The 18,880-nt window shown below is 66.1% G+C and carries 17 protein-coding genes; 12 read left to right on the top strand and 5 right to left on the bottom strand.

The features are described from left to right. Positions 1-87 precede the first annotated feature (87 nt). Positions 88-1,539, top strand: a complete 1,452-nt coding sequence (locus HMPREF9056_RS09070) for an NAD(P)/FAD-dependent oxidoreductase (protein WP_009404689.1) — start codon at positions 88-90, stop codon at positions 1,537-1,539. A gap of 43 nt (positions 1,540-1,582) precedes the next feature. Here HMPREF9056_RS09070 and HMPREF9056_RS09065 read toward each other — a convergent pair whose 3' ends face one another. Both HMPREF9056_RS09065 and HMPREF9056_RS09060 read right to left on the bottom strand, forming a co-directional pair. Then, positions 1,583-2,176 carry a YbaK/EbsC family protein gene (locus tag HMPREF9056_RS09065; RefSeq protein WP_009404684.1) on the bottom strand — a complete coding sequence of 198 codons (594 nt, stop codon included), beginning with the start codon at positions 2,174-2,176 and terminating at the stop codon, positions 1,583-1,585. Between the two features lie 5 nt (positions 2,177-2,181). Then, positions 2,182-2,835, bottom strand: coding sequence for a GNAT family N-acetyltransferase (locus tag HMPREF9056_RS09060; RefSeq protein WP_009404683.1), 654 nt, complete (start codon positions 2,833-2,835; stop codon positions 2,182-2,184). A 454-nt stretch (positions 2,836-3,289) separates the two neighbouring features. On the opposite strand from HMPREF9056_RS09060, the gene HMPREF9056_RS14145 reads away from it, so the two are divergent. From HMPREF9056_RS14145 to HMPREF9056_RS09040, 5 genes are read left to right on the top strand one after another with little or no spacing between them, the layout of a single operon-like run. Beyond that, positions 3,290-4,441, top strand: a complete 1,152-nt coding sequence (locus HMPREF9056_RS14145; RefSeq protein WP_009404681.1) for a hypothetical protein — start codon at positions 3,290-3,292, stop codon at positions 4,439-4,441. Continuing rightward, positions 4,428-5,426 (top strand): ABC transporter ATP-binding protein, encoded by a 999-nt coding sequence (locus HMPREF9056_RS09055; protein ID WP_009404680.1) that lies wholly within the window; start codon positions 4,428-4,430, stop codon positions 5,424-5,426. The genes HMPREF9056_RS14145 and HMPREF9056_RS09055 overlap by 14 nt, the downstream gene beginning before the upstream one ends. Beyond that, the gene (locus HMPREF9056_RS09050; RefSeq protein WP_009404678.1) at positions 5,423-6,181 is read left to right on the top strand and encodes an ABC transporter permease; all 759 of its coding nucleotides are present in this window, start codon (positions 5,423-5,425) and stop codon (positions 6,179-6,181) included. The genes HMPREF9056_RS09055 and HMPREF9056_RS09050 overlap by 4 nt, the downstream gene beginning before the upstream one ends. Further along, the gene (locus HMPREF9056_RS09045) at positions 6,178-6,963 is read left to right on the top strand and encodes an ABC transporter permease (RefSeq protein ID WP_009404677.1); all 786 of its coding nucleotides are present in this window, start codon (positions 6,178-6,180) and stop codon (positions 6,961-6,963) included. The genes HMPREF9056_RS09050 and HMPREF9056_RS09045 overlap by 4 nt, the downstream gene beginning before the upstream one ends. Positions 6,964-7,011: 48 nt before the next feature. Continuing rightward, positions 7,012-7,470: a tRNA (cytidine(34)-2'-O)-methyltransferase gene (locus tag HMPREF9056_RS09040; protein WP_009404673.1), complete on the top strand. Its 459-nt coding sequence runs from the start codon at positions 7,012-7,014 to the stop codon at positions 7,468-7,470. Between the two features lie 24 nt (positions 7,471-7,494). On the opposite strand, the gene HMPREF9056_RS09035 is transcribed toward HMPREF9056_RS09040, so the two are convergent. Both HMPREF9056_RS09035 and HMPREF9056_RS09030 read right to left on the bottom strand, forming a co-directional pair. Next, a complete protein-coding gene (locus tag HMPREF9056_RS09035) occupies positions 7,495-8,358 on the bottom strand; it encodes an SDR family oxidoreductase (protein ID WP_009404671.1) in 864 nt (287 codons plus the stop codon). Further along, complete coding sequence (locus HMPREF9056_RS09030; protein ID WP_009404670.1) at positions 8,355-8,930, bottom strand: YbhB/YbcL family Raf kinase inhibitor-like protein; 576 nt, start codon at positions 8,928-8,930, stop codon at positions 8,355-8,357. Before HMPREF9056_RS09030 ends, HMPREF9056_RS09035 begins: the two co-directional genes overlap by 4 nt. A gap of 242 nt (positions 8,931-9,172) precedes the next feature. On the opposite strand from HMPREF9056_RS09030, the gene HMPREF9056_RS09025 reads away from it, so the two are divergent. Further along, a complete protein-coding gene (locus HMPREF9056_RS09025; protein ID WP_253269998.1) occupies positions 9,173-10,048 on the top strand; it encodes a hypothetical protein in 876 nt (291 codons plus the stop codon). Beyond that, the gene (locus tag HMPREF9056_RS09020) at positions 10,045-11,751 is read left to right on the top strand and encodes a DNA polymerase Y family protein (RefSeq protein ID WP_009404667.1); all 1,707 of its coding nucleotides are present in this window, start codon (positions 10,045-10,047) and stop codon (positions 11,749-11,751) included. Before HMPREF9056_RS09025 ends, HMPREF9056_RS09020 begins: the two co-directional genes overlap by 4 nt. On the opposite strand, the gene HMPREF9056_RS09015 is transcribed toward HMPREF9056_RS09020, so the two are convergent. Further along, positions 11,716-12,471 carry a phosphatase PAP2 family protein gene (locus HMPREF9056_RS09015; RefSeq protein ID WP_034514341.1) on the bottom strand — a complete coding sequence of 252 codons (756 nt, stop codon included), beginning with the start codon at positions 12,469-12,471 and terminating at the stop codon, positions 11,716-11,718. The genes HMPREF9056_RS09020 and HMPREF9056_RS09015 overlap by 36 nt on opposite strands. A 137-nt stretch (positions 12,472-12,608) precedes the next feature. On the opposite strand from HMPREF9056_RS09015, the gene HMPREF9056_RS09010 reads away from it, so the two are divergent. The 4 genes from HMPREF9056_RS09010 to HMPREF9056_RS08995 all read left to right on the top strand — a co-directional run bounded on the left by HMPREF9056_RS09010 (position 12,609) and on the right by HMPREF9056_RS08995 (position 18,866). Beyond that, positions 12,609-13,256 carry a thymidine kinase gene (locus HMPREF9056_RS09010; RefSeq protein WP_009404656.1) on the top strand — a complete coding sequence of 216 codons (648 nt, stop codon included), beginning with the start codon at positions 12,609-12,611 and terminating at the stop codon, positions 13,254-13,256. A gap of 119 nt (positions 13,257-13,375) precedes the next feature. Further along, on the top strand, positions 13,376-14,083 hold the full coding sequence (locus HMPREF9056_RS09005; protein ID WP_034514340.1) for a SatD family protein: 708 nt from the start codon (positions 13,376-13,378) through the stop codon (positions 14,081-14,083). Then, on the top strand, positions 14,080-14,856 hold the full coding sequence (locus HMPREF9056_RS09000; RefSeq protein ID WP_009404652.1) for a hypothetical protein: 777 nt from the start codon (positions 14,080-14,082) through the stop codon (positions 14,854-14,856). Before HMPREF9056_RS09005 ends, HMPREF9056_RS09000 begins: the two co-directional genes overlap by 4 nt. A 587-nt stretch (positions 14,857-15,443) precedes the next feature. Then, positions 15,444-18,866, top strand: a complete 3,423-nt coding sequence (locus HMPREF9056_RS08995; RefSeq protein WP_050793043.1) for an error-prone DNA polymerase — start codon at positions 15,444-15,446, stop codon at positions 18,864-18,866. Positions 18,867-18,880: the final 14 nt, after the last annotated feature.

Below are 18,880 nucleotides of genomic sequence, written 5' to 3'. Positions count from 1 at the left end.
GTCGCGCTGGAATAGCGAGCCTTCGCTCCTCGTTGCCCTGGCGTCCAGATCATGCCGACCGGCAACCGCCGAAGGAGATGCGCATCCATGTCCCAGTCCACCGTCAACAGCGATTCATTCAGCCAGGCTGACGTCCCGGTCGAGGAAATCGATCTCCTCGTCGTCGGAGGCGGCAAGGCCGGCAAGTCCCTGGCGATGCTGCGCGCCAAGGCCGGAGACAAGGTCGTCATGGTGGAGCGGGACAAGGTGGGCGGCACGTGCATCAATGTCGCCTGCATCCCCACCAAGACCCTCATCTCCGCCGCCCGGGTCCTCCACGAGGTCCAGGGCTCGGGCACCTACGGCGTCACCCTGCCCGGGCAGGACGGTGACACCGATGCTTTGGCCCAGGCCCGCATCGACCTGGCCTCCTTCCGTGCCCGCAAGGAGACCGTCGTGGCGGGCATGGTGGCCGCCCACGAGAAGATGTTCCCCGCCTCCGGCATGGACTTCGTCAGGGGCACCGCCCGTTTCGTGGGGGAGCGCACCGTCGAGATCGCCCTGAACGACGGTGGCCTGAGGCGAGTACGCGGCGCCAAGGTCCTCATCAACACTGGCACCACGCCGTCGGTTCCCCCGATCGAGGGCCTGGCCGACGTGCGCTACTGGACCAGCGAGGACCTGCTCACCCTGCCCGAGCTGCCCACCGGGCTCGTGGTCCTGGGCGGCGGCGTCATCGGCGTCGAGATGGCCTCCCTCATGGGCCTCCTCGGCGTGCCGGTCACCATCATCCACGCCGGGCAGCACATCCTGGACCGCGAGGACGACGACGTCGCCGCCGAGGTGACCGCCGGCCTGGAGGCCCTGGGCGTCACGGTCCTGGCCGGCGCACGCGCCTCAAAGGTCGCCGCCGCCCCCGAAGGGCACGGCATCGTCGTCACCACCGCCGACGGGCGCGAGGCGACCGGCTCCCACCTGCTCGTCGCCCTGGGGCGCACCCCCGTCACCGCCGGTCTCGGCCTGGAGGCCACGGGCGTGGAGCTGACCGAGCGCGGCTTCGTGCGCGTCGACGACCACCTGCGCACCACCGCCGAGGGCGTCTACGCCGCCGGGGACGTGGCCGGCACTCCCCAGTTCACCCACGCCTCCTGGAACGACTTCCGCGTCCTGCGCGACCTCTTCGCCGGTAAGGAGGCCTCAACCTCAGGGCGCCTCATCCCGTGGGCCGTCTTCACCACGCCCGAGCTCGGGCACGTGGGCCTGACCGAGGCCGAGGCCCGCCAGGCCGGCTACGAGGTGCGCATCGCCAAGACCCCCACGGCCGCCGTCCCTCGAGCCAAGACCCTGGGCCGCACCGAGGGCTTCTTCAAGATCGTCATCGATGCCCACACCGACCTCATGCTGGGGGCCGCCATCATCGGCGCCGAGGCCAGCGAGGTCATCACCAGCATCCAGATGGCGATGCTGGGAGGCCTGAGGTGGCAGCAGGTGCGCGACGCCGTCATCACCCACCCCACCATGAGCGAGGGACTCAACATCGTCCTGGACTCCCTGGGCTGAGAACCTGAGGCCGGGCCTCGCCTGGACGGTCTGAAGGACCTGCTCAGGCGGGGCGCATGCCCAGGTTCTCAACGCGCTCGGCTCCCGGCAGCGCCACCAGCAGCGCCCCAGGAACGAGGATCTTGGAGTGACGCACGCCCGAGCCGATGAGCACCGTGGCACGGTCCGCCACAGCGCCGTCGATGAAGAGCCTCCAGTCCTCGGGCAGACCGACCGGCGTGATCCCGCCGTACTCCATGCCGCTCATCTCCACGGCCCGCTCCACCGGCAGGAACGAGGCCTTGCGCACGTCCATGCGCTTCTTGACGACGTGGTTGACGTCGGCGAAGTCGGGCGCCCGCACGACGCAGGCGGCGATGCGCTCCTCGCCCGTGCGCTTGCCGGCCACGAGCACGCAGTTCCCGGTCGCCTCGGGATCCAGAGCGTAGTGGGCGTTGAGCGCGTCGGTGTCGGAGTACTGCGGGTCGATCGGAACCACCTGAGCCTGGCGGGCCAGGTGCGCACCGTCGGGGGAGGAGGTCTTCAGTGCCCGCAGCGCCGCAGCCACCGGGTCAGCGAGCAGGTCGGTGCGCTCCAGCGCCGGCTGCCAGCCGATCTCCGCGGCGAAGACCTCAGCAGGATCACGCAGATCAGTCATTCCTCTCATCCTTTCGGCGACGTGGAGCGCCTCTCGATGCGTTCCACTAGACGGGTTCTGACTCCAGGCCACTGCGTCGGGGTGATGGCGAACATGGCCGTGTCGCGCGTACTCCCCTCCTCACCGGGTGCCAGCGAGGGCTGCCAGGCGCGCAGGACCCCCTCGAAGGTCACGCCCAGCGCCTCGATCGCGCCGCGAGCCACCTCGTTGCGCGCATCGGTCTTGATGTCCACACGGTCCACGCCCCACTCCTCAAGAGCCTGCGCGAGAAGCAGGAGCTTGGCGGCCGGGTTGACGGCGGTACCGCGAACCGCCGGCGAGAGCCAGGAGGAGCCGATCTCGACCGCGAAGAGCCGCCCATCCGGCATCCACCGCGGCGTCAGGTACGCGGTGTGCCCGACGACGCGACCAGTGGTGACCTCCACCTGCGCGAAAGGCACGTAGGTACCCGTGTCCCGACGGGCCAGGCTGCGGGCCACGTAGTCCTCGACCGTCTCCGGCGTCGGCACCGTGGCGAAGGGGCTCGTCGCAGCCGCCTCGGCGGCCAGCTGCAGTCCGGGAACGTGCTCGGGAGTCAGCGGTTCGAGACGTACGACGTCGTTCGCAAGTGCATCAGAGGACAGGCTGGAGGAGGAAAGAGGATACCGGGCGGTGCTCATGTCCCGATCATGCCAGCCGCAGCGCGGTCATCGTCGGGATGCTTCAGCATGTGGTCTCATTGTCCCTGTGCCGCATGTCATCTTTCCGAGTCTTGTACGATGTTTAATCAAAAATATTGAAAAATGCAAATTTTAATAGTAAATGTGTCATATTTTGAGATCCTCTTGCTGTGGCTCAAGACTGGTTGCTTGAATATCTGCAACCGCTTGGTTCGCGTATCTTGCGGTCCTGATGTATTTTCGGGCGGTTTCGTTTACTTGATGAAAGGGGGTGACTTTAGCGATGCAGAAGGTCGACAAAATTGTCAGCAAGCTCGAGGATGATAAGACTCGGGTGTTCGCTGCTATGATGATGGGGTGGAACCACGGCCCCGCGCCGCAGTGATGGTGGCTGGAACCGTGTTTCTGTGCACATGATTAATTTGGTGAACGTCGGAGGTATGGGAGGTTAGAAATGTGTCATCAGAACATTCAAGATCATTTAAATGAGTTGAATACTCATCTGAGTGGTCGTCCTATATCTCCGGCGTTCGCCGAGAGGTTTCGTTTTTTATGGGATTCGCTCGATAGTGGAGTCGATTTTTCCGGGCGTTCCGTAGGTGCTCCATATTATGTGACAGACATGGGTGTTAGATTGTTTGATGATCCACGTCTATTTTATGACGCTCATCTAAAACTTGCCAACACCGAGGCAATTCCGAGATCCGCTCTCAAAGATTTTATTCACAAGTCCAAGCTCGATAATCTAAAGCATAGGATTGATGCAGCCATTCTGTTTTTTGGCGACTACGAGACCGTTATTGATGCTATTCGTGAGCGTTCTTCAGAGATACTTGGATCTGGTGACTACGAGTTGTTGATATACTGTGGTGTGGTAACTGGTGCGTGTGGCGACGTGAAAGCGATAGAGTTTTTTGATGAAGCTGAATGTGTCGCACATAATCCAACGAATGCCTATGCGGCAGCACATCGTTCGGCCGCATTTGAAATCAAGAAACTTTCGGCATCCAACAAGGCGTTACAACGATTGAATATTGCTGGCGAGCGCTACGTTTGTTCGAATAATTTTCGACAAATTTTAGATCAGGCATTGATGTATAATCTCATGGCTCTCGGATACCTCAAACTAGGGGATCCTCGATCTGTGGAGTTCATGGTGAAGGCGTGTGAATGCCTAGAATCTTCAAGTGTGTGTCGAGAAGATTTTGATTTAGATACATGGTCGATGGCAGGTAGGTATCGAAGTCAAATAGCAATTAATCAGGCGCAACTACGAGTGGCGTCTAGTAAGCCTCTTGATGCTTTGAAAATCTTGAAGGACAACATTCGGTTTATTTATGAAGAATCGTATGAATATTTCCCTGAGGCATTGGCTGAGTATTGTTATGTTATGTACTTAAATGAAGAGTATGATGCTGTGCTTGATATTGGGCCAGATGCCTTCTGGCGATTCCAACAAATAGGATCTTTAAGTGCCATGAAATCGGTTCGTGAAATTATGGCCGCATGTCATTTTAAGTTAGGATCAGAGGGTAAGGCTGAGAGAGTGGTTGAAGTTTTTGAACGTGATCCTTTGGGGTTGGAAGGAATCTATGGCCTCATTTGATGAGAATCTGTTGCTGCTGCGTGCTTCCCGTCTGGTTCGCTCTTTCGGGAAAAAAGACAAGACCTTCGTCGCCGTGGAGGACGTGTCCCTGGATGTGGGGGCGGGTCAGGTTCACGGCCTGCTGGGGCCCAACGGCGCCGGTAAGACGACGACGGTGCGGATGTGCGCCACGCTTCTGGCTCCGACATCGGGCGAGGTCTGGGTTGAGGGTATCGACGCGGTGCGCCATCCGGAGCGGGCCAGGTCTCGGCTCGGCCTGGTCCTGGGCGGTGAGCTGGGTTTCTATCCGAGGGCCACGGCGCGCGACAACCTGCTGTTCTTCGCCGACCTGCAGGGGCTTGATGCCCGACGACGACAGAGCTCGGTCATGGACGCCCTGGAGCGTGTGGGGCTGGCCGAGGCGGCGTCCCGTAAGACCGCCGAGCTCTCTCGAGGGATGCGTCAGCGTCTTCACCTGGCTCGGGCGCTGCTCGGTTCGCCCTCGCTCCTGCTGCTGGACGAGCCCACCATCGGCCTGGATCCGGACGTGGCGCTGCAGGTACGTGACCTGGTGCGTGAGTTGGCGCAGCGAGGAACCGGGGTGCTGCTGACCTCGCACTCGATGCCAGAGGTCGAGGAATTGGCCGACGTCATCTCGGTGATCGGTGCAGGCCGGATCGTTGTGCGCGGCGGCGTCGGTGACGTGTCCGCCTTCGCCGGGGTGAGTGCCACAACGACCTTCACGCTGCTGGCCCGTCACGGGGACGCTGTTGAGGCGATTCGCGGTCGTCTGGGATCGCGGGCGACAGTGGATCAACGCGCCTCCTCGGCCAGGTGGGCGGTCACGGTCTACTGGGCAGCCGAGGCTGCTGACACCACCGACGCGGACGAGCGGGTTCGACAGGTCCTGGCCGAGGCCGGCGTGGGGGTGCCGTCGGACCTGGTGACGCGGCCGGCCTCGCTGGAAGAGGCCTATCTGGCCCTGGCAGACAGGCTCGTCCGATGAAACGCCAGCTGAGGATGACGGCCTTTCACGTCCGTCAGTTCGTCTCGGTGCCCTACTTTATCCAGCTCATGGTCATGACCACGACTGCGACCACGCTGGTGCAGTTCCTAGCGGCCTCGGCCTGGGGCGGGATCACCCCGATGCAGGGCTGGGTGCGTGGGGGCGTTGTCGGGATGTGGACGACGACGACCTGTGCAGCGGGGATTATCGGCTTTGAGCGGTACAAGGGTACTCTCGTCCACCTGATCTTGGCTCCGGTGGGGGCACTGCGATCGCTGGCGGCCGTGGTATGCGCGGCGGCCTCCTTCGGGCTGGCCGCCTTCCCGGTGGCCTGGTGCACGTGGGCGCTGCTGTCGGCGTCGGTGTCCTTCACGGGGCCGGGATGGGAGGTCTGGGCACGCCTGGTCGTGGGTGCTCTCATGCTGCTGGCCGGCTGCGTGGCCCTGAGCCTGGTCATCGCGGCGCTGTTCGTGCTCACTCCCAACGCGATCCAGTACGAGGGGCTGCTGCTGGTGCCGGTGTTCGTTGCCTCGGGCATCGTGTTCACCTCGGCGGCGCCGCCCGCCTGGCTGGCCGCGGCGAGTCGATTCCTGCCGCTGTCGGTGCCCTTCGAGCTACTGCTAGGTCGAGTGACGAGCGTGGCTGCCCTGGGCGGCTGGCTGGTGTGCACCGCCGCGTGGCTAGGGGTCTCCTCCTTCCTGGGGCGACGAGCGCTGCGGCTGGCGACGCGGGCCGGGACCCTGGAGGTAGTATGATGCGCGCTCAGGCTCTGGCCTTCGTCCACCGTTTCGCCTCCGGGGTGAGGGTGTCCTGGGCCTCGTCGACGGCCTTCGCGACCCTGGGGACGGCCGTGGTGACGCTACTGGTGTTGCCGCTGCTGGACGTGCTCTTCGACGTTCTCATGGGCTCGGACCTCTCCGCACCCGACCTGGTGCGCACTGGCTACGCCGCGGTCCTGGTAGCGCTGTCCGTCTCGGTGGCCTCCGGCGTGGTGAGCACCGTGGCCACAGACCGGATGCTGGGCGTCTTCCAAGAGGTTCACACCCGCAGGCGCCTCGACGTCGCCTACTGGCTGGCCGTTGCCGTTGTGCCGGCGCTCCTGGCCGCCTTGACGGCCGTCGTCGCGATCGGAGCTGTCTTCACCCTGTCGCCGCAGCATGATCCGGCGATGCTGGGGCGCGTCATCGTGCTGGCGGCTCCGGCGATCGTGTGCGGGCTGCTTATGGGGATCGCCGCTGCCGGCGTCGGCGTCAGCCTGCCCGACCCCTACCTGGGGACCACGATTATCGCGACGTTCCTGCCACTGCTTACCGGCGTCATCGTGCCGCTCGAGCAGTGCCCCGCCTGGTTGCAGGCCCTGGCCCGGGTAGTTCCGGTCAGCGGAACCCTGACGGTCCTGGACGCACCGGTCGACGCCGTCCCCGTTCTGCTGGGCCGGGATCTCGCGGTCGCCGCCGCGTGGGCCGGGATCGGACTGGCCGTCACCCGCCGAGCCATCACCCGACTCCGGCAGGGCCAACGCACCGACACCATCTGAGGAGATCATCTGAGGAGGCCGGCCTCAGCATGTGGTCTCATTGTCCCCGTGCTGCACGTCATCTTCTTCTCCCCGCGCATCCCGGGCAACACCGGGGCGGCGATCCGCCTGAGCGCCAACACCGGCTCCATGCTTCACCTCGTGGACCCCCTGTTCGACATGGACGATGCCAAGCTGCGTCGCGCCGGCCTGGACTACCACGACCTGGCCAACACGCTTGTCCACGCCACCTGGCAGGAGTGTCTGGAGCATGTCCCTGGGCGCATCTTCGCCTTCACCTCCCACACCGAGCGTCTCTACACCCAGGTCGACTGGCGCGACGACGACACCCTCCTGTTCGGCCCCGAACCCACCGGTCTGCCCCAGGAGATCCTCGACCATCCGAGGGTGAGCGCCCATCTGCGCATCCCCATGGTGGAGGGCAACCGCTCCCTCAACCTGGCCAACTCCGCCGCCATCGGCCTGTACGAGGCCTGGCGCTCCCTGGACTTTGCCGGTGGAGCCTGAGGTCCTGTCCCAGGCCCCGCCGCCTCAGAGCATGCCGGCGGGGCGGATTGCCAGGTCCTCCACAACCGCGTCCAGCGGGGTGTCCACGGCCAGGCGCACGGCCGCGGCCACCGACTGCGGCGCCATATGGTCCGCCGCCCGGTACGCGGGGGTCGCCATGATTCCCTCGGTGCGCAGGCGCGCCGCGTTGAAGGCGTGCAACCGCTCCTGCATGGGGGTGTCCACCCGACCCGGGTAGATCGAGGTCACCCGCACCTTGCCCGCCTCCTCCTGACGCAGCGTGTCGGCCAGGGACTTCAGCCCCGCCTTGGAGGCGGAGTAGAGGGCGTTGCCCGAACGAGGGCTCACTCCGGCACCGGAGTTGATGAACACCGCCAGCCCATGGGCCTCCCGCAGCGCCGGCAACAGCAGGCTCGTCAGGTACGCCGCCGCCACCAGGTTGAGGTTGAGCACCGCGCGCCAGCGCGTGGGCGTGATCCTGTCGACCGCTCCGGGAGCCTCCATTCCCGCACTGTGCACCAGCACGTCGAGGCTCTCGATGTCGATCCGGCTGATCAGCCTGGCCAGGGCCGTGTCATCGGTCAGGTCGACCGGGCAGATGAGGACCGCGGTCTGCGACTCCTCCTCCAGGGCGAGCGCCAGCTCCTCAAGGTCATTGGTGGAACGGGCCAGCAGGATGAGGTTGTGGTCCCGGGCCAGGTCCCTGGACACGGCCAGGCCGATCCCGGAGGTCGCCCCGGTGATGAGGGCGATGGGGCGGCGCTGGTGGCGGCCGGAGCCCGGGCGCGTGAAACCGCGGGCGGGAGTGAAGGGCACGGACTCGCCCTGTCTACGCCGTCGACCCGACTTGGAGACTGCGGTATCGACCTGGGCGATCTGCGGGCTCACTTGCCGTCCCTGAGAAAGGCTGCAGCCCCGGTCTCACCGGGCACGGAGTAGATGGCGGTGAGCGTGGCCCGGGCGATGCAGTGCGGGGCCATGGTGAAAGCCGCCATGGTGGGACTGGCCTCGTCACTCAGGCCCAGGGTGTTCACGTCCAGGGCGGAGACGGTGAAGACGTAGCGGTGGTCGCCGTCGCCCGCTGGCGGGTAGGGGCCGAACCAGGCGTGGTCGCCTGAGTCCCCGGCCAGGTGGAAGGCGGCACCATCGAGCTGAAGGTCACTGGCCCCCGCACCCCGCTCCAGCGAGGTGACCGAGGCGTCCAGGTCCACGATGGTCCAGTGCCACCAGCCGGACATGGTCGGAGCGTCCGGGTCGAAGCAGGACACGACAAAGGACTGTGTCTGCTCGGGGAACCCCGACCAGCTCAGGGCCGGGGAGACGTTGTCATGGACGCCGGTGAAGACATCCGGGATCCGTCCCTGCTCGGTCAGGTCCGCAGAGGTCAGGGTGAAGGTGGGGACCGTGGGCAGGAAGCCGGTGGGGGCCGGCGGACGAGGGCGAGTGAGGTCGGCTGTCATAGGTGTACCTCCAGGCAGGATATGGATGAGGGTGGTGACCTTCCGTGAGGGCACGGCCACCACTGTAGACGCCCCTGCGTAAACCCGTCCCTGTGGATCTCCTGTGGAAGACCTCCAAGGAGTTTGTCACTGCCTTGAGGATAGTTTGTTACTGCCGGCCCTGATTGATGTCACACCGGAGCGCTATTCTGGACCTCATCATCGAACACTTGTTCGACATGGAGAAAGGTGTCGTGACAGCCGTGACCGCACTCGTACCATCAGGCGCTCGGGACCGCCTCGTCCAGGCCCGCCTCGCCCTGAGACTGGCTGAGGAGCGCACAGGTCTGCGTGACGCAGCAGCCCTGGAGGTGCAACGCGCCGTCTCCTCGGCGCCAACCAGCCCGTCAATGAGCGCCGCGAGTGCTGCGGCCGGCTCGTCTCAGACGGCGTCCCTCATGGCGCTCACGGCCGCGCAGGACTCAGGTGCGCTCAGCCTGCAAGGCTCCGCCACCCTTCTCCTGGCCGCCCTCGCTCTGCGCCAGGGAAGTGCCGGCTGGTGCGCCGCCGTTGGAGCAGACGAGGTGGGATGGTGCGCGGCCGTCGAGGTCGGCCTCGACCTCGACCGGGTCCTGACTGTCCCCGCATCAGCTCTCGATGACGCCTCCATCCCCACCGTCGTCTCCACCCTGCTCGACGGCGTCGACGCCCTCCTCATCGGCTCCACCGTCGCCGAGCGCCTGCGTCCCCAGCACCGCAGACGCCTTCTGGCTCGGGCGCGCGAACGCGGCCACCTCATCCTGACCTCCGCCCCTTGGGAAGGAGCACGTATTCTCCAGGCCCACCCCCTGGCCTCCGACACCGGAAGCGAAGACGGAGCCTCTACCCAGGCCCCTGCGGAGCCCTCCACCGACGGCGTCGTCATCCCCATCGGGCGAAGGACCTCACGTGCTCCGGCACAAGCGGTGGAGATACCGGCCGGATACCTGCGCCGCCTCACCTGGACACTGACCGACCCTCGGCGCCCACAGACCGCCACCACGGGCGCCCTCACGCTCTCCCTGACCGCCCAGGGCTTGCAGGCCCGGTCCCACGGGGCCGCCGAACCGGCCGCCGGACCGCAGGAGGCAGCCGGATGAGCCGGTCGCAACCGAGCCTGCCACCCGGACTGCCCGCTGCCCGGCTCGTGGCCATCTGGGTCCCCGACTGGCCCGTCGTCGCCCTCACCATGGAGGCCCGCCGGCAGCGCCGCCACCACCGCGCCCACCAGAGTGATCTGCGCCTACTGGACCCAGCCACCGAGCCCGTCGCCGTCGTCGGCGTCCGCGGAGTCCTCGCCGCCTCCGCCCCCGCCCGCAGCGCCGGAATCACCACCGGTATGCGACTGCGCGCCGCCCGGTCCCTGTGCCCCGGACTCACCGTCCTACCTCCCCAGGAGGAACGCGAGGGTCGCGCCTTCGAAACCGTCATGGAGGCCCTCACCTCTCTCCTCGCGGAGCCCATCGTGGCCCGTCCCGGACTGGCCCTGTCCGGAGCCAAAGGACCTGCCACCTGGGCCGGCGGAGAAGAGCTTCTTGCCGCAGCCCTCGTCGAGGCCGTCGCCCAGGAGGCCGATACCGAGTGCCAAGTCGGTATCGCCGACTCCCTGTCCGGAGCCGTCCTCGCCGCCCGCCAGGGAATCATCGTCAAACCGGGACAGACCCCGGACTTCCTCGCCCCCTGGCCCCTGGAAGCGCTCCTGGCATGTCTACCCCTCAGACGCCTGCGACGCGAGGCTCGCCCCCTGCTGGAGACCTTCACCCGGCTCGGCCTGCGCACCCTGGCGGACCTGGCCTCCCTGCCCCGAAAAGACGTCGTCGCCCGCTTCGGCCCCATGGGAGAAAGACTCCACCACCTGGCCGCCGGCACCCACCACGAGGCTCCCGCCATGACTCGACCCGCCCAGGACATCACCGTCACCTCCGATCTCGACCCACCCGTGGAACGCGCGGACACCGCCGCCTTCGCCGCCCGCCACCTCGCCGAGAACCTGGTCACCCGGCTCCTGTCCCAAGGTCTCGCCGTCGGATGCCTCTGCGTGCAGGCCCGCTGCGAGGACGGCGCCGACCTGGCCCGAACCTGGATGCTGGAGACCACCCCCACCACCGCAGAGCTCGCCGACCGTGTGCGCTGGCAGCTCGAGGGCTGGCTCTCCGGGCGCTCCGGGCGACCGCCCTCCTCCGGACTGACCCACCTGAGCCTGACGGCCCTCGAGCTGAGTCCCGCCACAACCTCCCAGACAGGACTGTGGCAAGCGCCCGGCCAACAGACCCAGGCACGCGCCCACCGCGCCGCCGAGCGCGTGGAGTCCCTCATCGGAGCCGGCACCGTCCAGATCCCCACAGTCGTTCCCGGACGCGACCCGCGCTCGCGGGTGCGTCTGATCTTCTGGGGTGAGGAGGAGCGTGTAGGTGAGCCCTCTGGTGGCGCCTCGGCGCCCTGGAGCGGTTCCCTGCCCGAGCCCTCGCCCTCAATCATCCTGCCCCGGCCGGTTCCTGTGCGTCTCACTGATGCCCAGGGGTGCGAGCTCGGCGTCGACATCCACGGTCAGCTCGACGGCGTTCCCGGCTTCCTGGCCATCGGCGATGATGCCGAGGAAGGTGGTGGCGTCATCGGTGGCGGCGCCAATGGTGGGGGCTTGGAGTCCGTGCTTGCGTGGGCCGGGCCCTGGCCTGTCGACGAGGGCTGGTGGACTCCGCAGGGCCCTTCGCGTCGTGCCTACCTCCAGGTGGTCACTGACGTCGGACCGCCTCGTCTGCTGGTGCGCTCAGGCCGATGGTGGCTCGACGCCGTGTACTCCTGAGGTCGTCGCTGATGATGCGCCCGAGGGATCGTTGGAATGAGCCTGAGGCGGGCGCCGTCGTCCCTGCAGCCACAGAATCGCCAGTGTGGCCAGGCACAACCAGGCCAGTCCCAGGGACCATCCCGCCATGACATCAGTCATCCAGTGGTAGCCCAGATAGACGCGGGAGGTGCCCACCAGGAGGGTTGCCCCTGCCGCTGCCATGATCGCCAGTGTCCGGTGTACCACCGCCGTCGTGGACAGCAGGACCATTCCCGCCAGCAGTCCTGTGAAGACGGCCGTGTTGAAGGAGTGCCCCGAGGGGAAGGAGGTGGTTGTGGCGGGCGGGCCCAGGAGGGTGTCGGTTGAGGGACGTGTGCGCCCGAGGATCCCTTTGAGAGCCACTGTCAGTAGGCTGGAGCCGAGCATCGTCAAGGTCAGGACCAGGGCGCGCACGCGGTGCCCCCGCATGAAGAGGAGAGTGGCGCAGAGCGCGGTCAGGACCGTCAGTCCCACGGTGGAGCCCAGGGCGGTGAACACCTGCATGATGACGGTCAGGGCTGGGTGACGTCCGTCCACGGCCCAGGCGGTGACTCCCTGGTCGTGGGGTGCCAGTCCTGTTCCGACGCTTGTGGTGATAGCCAGCCAGCAGAAGGTCGACAGCGTGATGACAGCGGTCACGGCCAGCGCGCCGGCGCGTCTGGTGCGCCAGGTGCCGGGTAAGTGATCGAGTGAGAGCATGAGGGTGAGGCTATCTATGGTGGTCTGGGTGGGGCTATGTGTGCGCCGTGGGCCGGCTGAGTGGTGTTGCCCGCGCCCACAGCGTTCTGCGGGTAGCATCCGGGCCGAGTGATCGGATCCGGCTCAGGAGGACCCGCGTGGCCAAGCTCTACTTCCGCTACGGCGCCATGAACTCCGGTAAGTCCATCGGGCTGCTGCAGACCGCCTACAACTACGAGGAACGTGGTCAGCGCGTCCTGCTCATCAAGGCGGTGGTCGACACCAAGGGGGAGGACTTCGTGGTCTCCCGGCTCGGGGTGTCTCGCCGTGTGGACCTTCTTGTCGACGCCGATGACGACCTGCGTGCCCTGGTGCGCCGGCGGGCCCTGGCTGGGGCGCAGGCCGTCTCGGAAGGGGGATGGGAACAGCAGGAGACGGTGCCGTTGCGGGAGGTCCTGGACTGCGTGCTTATCGATGAGGCCCAGTTCCTCACGGCTCTTCAGGTGGACCAGCTCATGGAGATCGTGCTGGTCGACGATGTCCCCGTTCTGGCCTATGGGATCCGTACCGACTTCCGTACGGTCAGTTTTCCCGGGTCGCGGAGACTGCTGGAGATCGCCCACTCCCTGGAGGAGCTGAAGACCATCTGCCGCTGCGGGCGCAAGGCAGTCTTCAATGCCCGCAAGGTGGGGGAGTCCTTCGTCTTCGACGGCGACCAGGTGGCCATCGACTCCGGGGACGTCACCTACGAGTCGCTGTGCGGAAAGTGCTACCTCGCCGCTGGTGGGAGGCTCCTCTGTCAGTGAGCCAAGTTCCGGGGTGGCGCTTGTTCTGGGAGGGATACAAGGCGAAGCGTGATGGGAGAACTGAGAATGTTCCGAGATTTCACTTGTATTGAATGCAATACAAGTGCTATTGTGAACCTGTGGACGTCTCCTATGCGCTCATCGCAGACATCGTCGGTTCACGAGAGCTGCCTGATCGGCGACTCGCTCAGCAGGCCGTCTATGAAGCTCTGGGGCGGGCCGCCGAGGGGCTGGCGCTGACGCAGCGCCCGTACGCCACCGTTGGTGACGAGCTGCAGGCGGTCTCGGCAACCCTCGCCGATGCTCTTGCTCTCACGGTGCGCACGCACCTGCTTCTACCCGAAGGCCTCGGCCTGCGTTTCGGCGTCGGTGTCGGAACGATCTCCGAGATCGACGGCGTAGTTGAAGGGAGTCCTGGAGGCGCGGCAGCGCACCCTATCCAGGACGGCTCGGCGTGGTGGGCTGCTCGGGAGGCGATCGAGAGGGCTCACGCTCTCCAGGACGAAGGGAGATCGTATGCCCGCACCTGGCTGCGTATCCACTCGGATGCGGAGAACGGATCAGGAGGGAAGTGGGGTGAGCGCGAGGGGCTCGTCAATTCCTTGCTGATCCTGCGCGACCAAACCGTATTCCGTTTTCAGCCGCGTCAGCGGCGCATGATGGCCGGGCTTCTCATGGGGGCGACCCAGGTCGAGGTCGCCCGTCGGGAGAAAGTGAGTCAGCAGGCCGTCTCTGATTTTGCTCGCGGTGCCGGATCCTCCTTGCTGGAGGTTCAAAAGATCCTCGACGGAGTGGCTGCGCGGAGTGGGAGAGGTGGCGGTGAATGACGGCTCTTCTTATTCTTCTGCTTGCCATGGCTTCTGTGCTCGACGACTGCGTTCGGGCGGGGCGAAGGCTGTGGGGTTCGCGGCTGACGGTAGGGCTCTTGGTGACGGTCTCGGTTCTGACTGTCCTTGGCGTTCTGGTCGGATGGCCGGTTCTTCATCTCCGCGGTGAGGCCGTCGTTGCTGCTGTTCTGATGGCAGTGGCGTGGCTGTCCTGGAACCTGGTTCCACGGCGATGGTGGGCAAGGCTGCCGGGATTCCGCCAGCAGGACCGGATGGGGTGCGAGGGTTTCAGGGAGGGCCTGGGGCATGTGCTGCCTCGCGTGCGACTGACCTGTGCGGCTCTCCTGCTCCTTGTCGTGACGGTCTGCGCCCTCGCGTCCGAGCCGCTTGGTTCCAGAGCCGCCAAGGTGGCTGCCACCGTCGGAGTCGCTGTTTTCCTGACTGTGCCTGCTAATCGAATCGTCTCCGACGTCCTTGCTGTTGCTCGCCAGTCCCCGCAGAAGAATGAGAAACGGGGCAAAACAGGGGCGTCAATGCGTGGTGGTCGTTGGATCGGTCCGCTTGAGCGAATTCTCATTCTCCTGCTTGCTTCCATCGAGGCGCCTGCTGCTGTCGCCGCAATCGTTGCCGCCAAGGGTGTCATCCGATTCCCCGAGATCAGTCAGGATGTGAAAGAGGATGACGGAGGGCAGAAGGCTGAGGAGTTCCTCATCGGTTCTTTCGCCTCCTGGATCCTGGCGGTCTTGGGCGCGGTGGCCATTCACCTCGCCTGAGTTAGTGGAAGAGGTGGTACGTGCGGTAGGCATGGCTGGTGCAACGTCTCTTGAGGGCTGTCTGTCGTTGGCATGGTGCGGCCTTTGTCGTTGATCTTCCGGCTGTGACGTCTCCGGCGTTCCACTGGGTGCCGCTGGGTGAGTTGCTCTGGAGAGTTGGGTTTTATGTTGCAATCTCAGTAAACATCGGGAGTTAGCTCGTCGTGCGGGCGATGGAGGGCGTGGCTATACTGTACGTATGTTCGATGGCGATGTGCTTCCTTGTGACCCGCCGCCTGGAGGGGATGCCGGTTCCGGTGGTGCTGGAGATCCAGCACCACGCTCCCGGCGCCGTCGTCCCCACGGACTTGAGCAAGCAGATCAGCCCCGAGACCATCGACCGCCTCAACCAGGTCCTCAACAACGCCGCCTCCCGCCCCGGTGTCGATGGTAGCGGCGGCGCCCGGCTCACGACCCGCGGCCCATACTCCGGCCAAAGAGCCGGAGACTACGAGACCCCCTACCCGAACGCCACCCACACCCTGGGCTTGGCACTCCTCATCGACCACACCCACCTTTCTAAAAGCTCTGAGGTGCTACGGACAGTCATGACCAACCGACACCGCTACGCCGAGCTGCACGCTCACTCCACCTACTCCTTCCTGGATGGAGCCAACGAGCCCGATGACTTGGCCTCAGCCGCCATCGAGCTTGGTCTGGAGGCCCTCGCCCTCACCGATCACAATGGTGTGCCCGGAATCGTCAAGCATGCCCAGGCTGGTCGTGCTCACGGTCTGCCCACTGTTCACGGCACCGAGCTCACCCTGGCTGACGGCTCCCACCTACCCGTCCTGGCTCGCAACCCTGCCGGGTATCACCTCCTGGTCTCAGCAATCTCCCAACACAACCTGGATGCTGGAGAACGCCGAGATCCCGCTCATGACCTGCCCACTCTTGCCTCAGCCCTCCGTGCCGTCCCCACCAGCCATACCGGGGGGACTTCCGGAACCTGCCTCATCCTCACTGGTACCGTCAACGGCCCCCTGCGCCGGGCCCTGGGTGATCCCCACCGCCCCGGAACCTGGGACCTGGCGGCGGCAGACACCTGCCTGGGTCATCTCGCCGAGCTCTTCGCCGCTCCCGACCGCGGCCGCCCAGTCGGATCCAGCGCCACGGCCCATACAACACACGTGGAAGGAGGTGGCCACGTGGAAGGGGATGCTGCCGTCGGCCTGGCCGTCGAGCTCACTCTGGACGGTGGACCCACCGACGCCGCTCTCACCAAGATCCTGGCCCGACTGGCTCACGCTCACCGGTTGCCGCTTGTAGCCACCGGCGCGGTGCGCTGTGCTCGCCCCACCGACGCTCGTCTTGCCGACGTCCTCACCGCGACCCGTCTGGTCACCGACCTGGAAGGAGCCCGCGGTCACCTTCCTGCCATCGGTCGCTGGCTACGAGGAGCCCAGGACATGGCCAGACTCCACCGACGCAGTCCCGACGCCGTCGACCTGGCCGCAGACCTTGCCTCCGACCTCGCCTTCGATCTGTCCCTCATCGCTCCGGACCTGCCTGATGCTGATGTTCCGGAAGGGTATACCCCCACCACATGGCTGCGTGAGCTCACCCGCCAAGGCGCTACCCGCCATTACGGCACCCCACAGGAGCACCCTCGGGCCTGGGAGGTGCTCAACCACGAGCTCGACGTCATCGAGTCCCTGGGCTTCCCCGGCTACTTCCTCATCGTGCACTCCATCGTCGAGTTCTGCAGGCAGTCGGGGATCCTGTGCCAGGGAAGAGGGTCCGCCGCCAACTCCGCAGTCTGCTACGCCCTGGGAATCACCGCCGTCGACGCCGTCAGACACAAGATGCTCTTCGAACGGTTCCTGTCTCCGGAGCGAGGCGGTTACCCGGATATCGACCTCGACATCGAGGCCTGCCGTCGAGAGGAGGTCATCCAGCACGTCTACTCCCGCTATGGGCGCGACTGCGCGGCCCAAGTCGCCAACGTCATCTCCTACCGCCCCCGATCCGCTGTGCGCGACGCCGCCCGAGCCCTTGGGCACCCCGCCGGCGTGCAGGACGCCTGGGCCAAGGAGATGGATCGGTGGGCCACGGTGCGTCCCGGAGGACTCACAGGGCGGAGTGATGAGGTTCCCGCACCGGTCCTCGACGTCGCCGAGAAGCTGCTGCGCCTACCCCGTCACCTGGGGGTCCACCCTGGGGGCATGGTCCTGTGCGGACGCCCCGTCACCGAGGTCTGCCCGGTGCGCTGGGCCACCATGGACAACCGCTCCGTCCTCCAGTGGGACAAGGACGACTGCGCCGAGGCCGGCCTGGTCAAGTTCGACCTCCTAGGCCTCGGATCACTCACCGCCCTGCGCCTGGCATTCGCGACTCTGGCCGAGCGCGGCCAGACCGTCCCCGACGCCGTCGAGGAGGGAGAGCTGCGCACCTCTCAGACCGGCCGTCCCTGGGGACTGCACACCCTGCCCGAGGAGGACCCGGCCGTCTACCGACTGCTCACTGCTGCGGACACGGTCGGGGTCTTTCAGGTCGAGTCGCGCGCGCAGATGGCCACCCTGCCCCGTCTGCGACCCAAGGAGTTCTACGACATCGTCGTCGAGGTCGCTCTCATCCGCCCGGGTCCCATCCAGGGCGACGCCGTCAACCCCTATATCCGCCGCAGACTGAAGCGTGAGCAGGTCACCTATCTGCACGACTCCCTCAAACCTGCCCTGGCCAGGACCCTGGGCGTACCGCTCTTCCAGGAGCAGCTCATGCAGATCGCTGTCGACGCCGCAGGGTTCAGTCCCGCTGAGGCCGACACCCTGCGTCAGGCCATGGGGGCCAAACGGTCCATCGAGCGCATGGACGCCCTCCACGGCAGGCTCGTGGCCGGTATGAAGGCTCAAGGTATCGACGAGCCCACCGCCGAGAAGATCTACAGCAAGCTGAGGTCCTTCGCCGAGTTCGGCTTCCCCGAGTCCCACGCCTTCTCCTTCGCCTACCTGGTCTACGCCTCGGCCTGGCTCAAGGCTCGCAAGCCCGAGGACTTCTATGCCGGGGTTCTCGCCGCCCAGCCCATGGGCTTCTGGTCCCCGCAGTCCCTCGTGGCCGACGCCCGCCGCCACGGGGTGCGCGTGCTACCCGCAGACGTCAACCGCTCTCTGGCGCAGGCCACCGTCGAGCAGAGAGAAGACCGCCGGGAGGCAAACCGATCAGATCAGTGGGAGCCACTGGTACCCCATCCTGCCGTCCCGTCATCACTTGACGTCCACGACGATCTCGCAGTGCGACTCGGTCTGGCTCCGATCAAGGGACTGGGGGAGCGGCTCGCGCAGGCCATCGTCACCGAGAGATGCGCCCACGGCCCCTACCAGGACCTGACTGACCTCGCCCGGCGCGTGAGTCTGAGCCGATCCCGCCTTGAGGCGCTGGCAGCCTCAGGGGCCTTGGACAGTCTGGGAGTGGAGCGCCGTCGGGCACTGTGGGCCGCCGGGGTTCTGTCCGATGAGCACGGTCAGATCCGCGGGGCCTCCCGTCGGGAACAAGGTGCATGGTTCCAGCCCACGCTTGCGGGCACCGCCGTCGGAGCCATCGCCCCGCCCCTGCCGATCATGACCGGTCGTGAGCGACAAGCAGCTGACCTGAACCTGACCGGAGTATCCACCCAGGGCTCGCCCCTGACATCTCTGCGTCCCGGACTGGCGGCGGACGGCGTGCTGACTGCGGCTGACCTCTCCGGCCAGGAGCACGGGAACCGGGTGCGGGTTGCCGGTGTCGTCACCCATCGGCAGCGACCCCATACGGCATCCGGCATGATCTTCCTCAACCTGGAGGATGAGACCGGCCTGCTCAACGTCGCCTGTCGAGCCGGCATGTGGCGCCGCTACCGCAGCATCGGCAGACGCGCCAGCGCCCTTATCGTGCGCGGTACCGTGGAGAGGGGCGACGGCGTCGTTGCCCTCATGGCAGAGCACCTCCAGGCCCTTTCCGGCGTTCCCGTCACCGGCAGCCGGGACTGGTGCTGAGCGCCTGAGTGGAC

It is taken from the genome of Actinomyces sp. oral taxon 170 str. F0386 (assembly GCF_000195595.1).
Taxonomy (GTDB): domain Bacteria; phylum Actinomycetota; class Actinomycetes; order Actinomycetales; family Actinomycetaceae; genus Actinomyces.
This window is presented reverse-complemented; position numbering and strand designations above follow the sequence as displayed.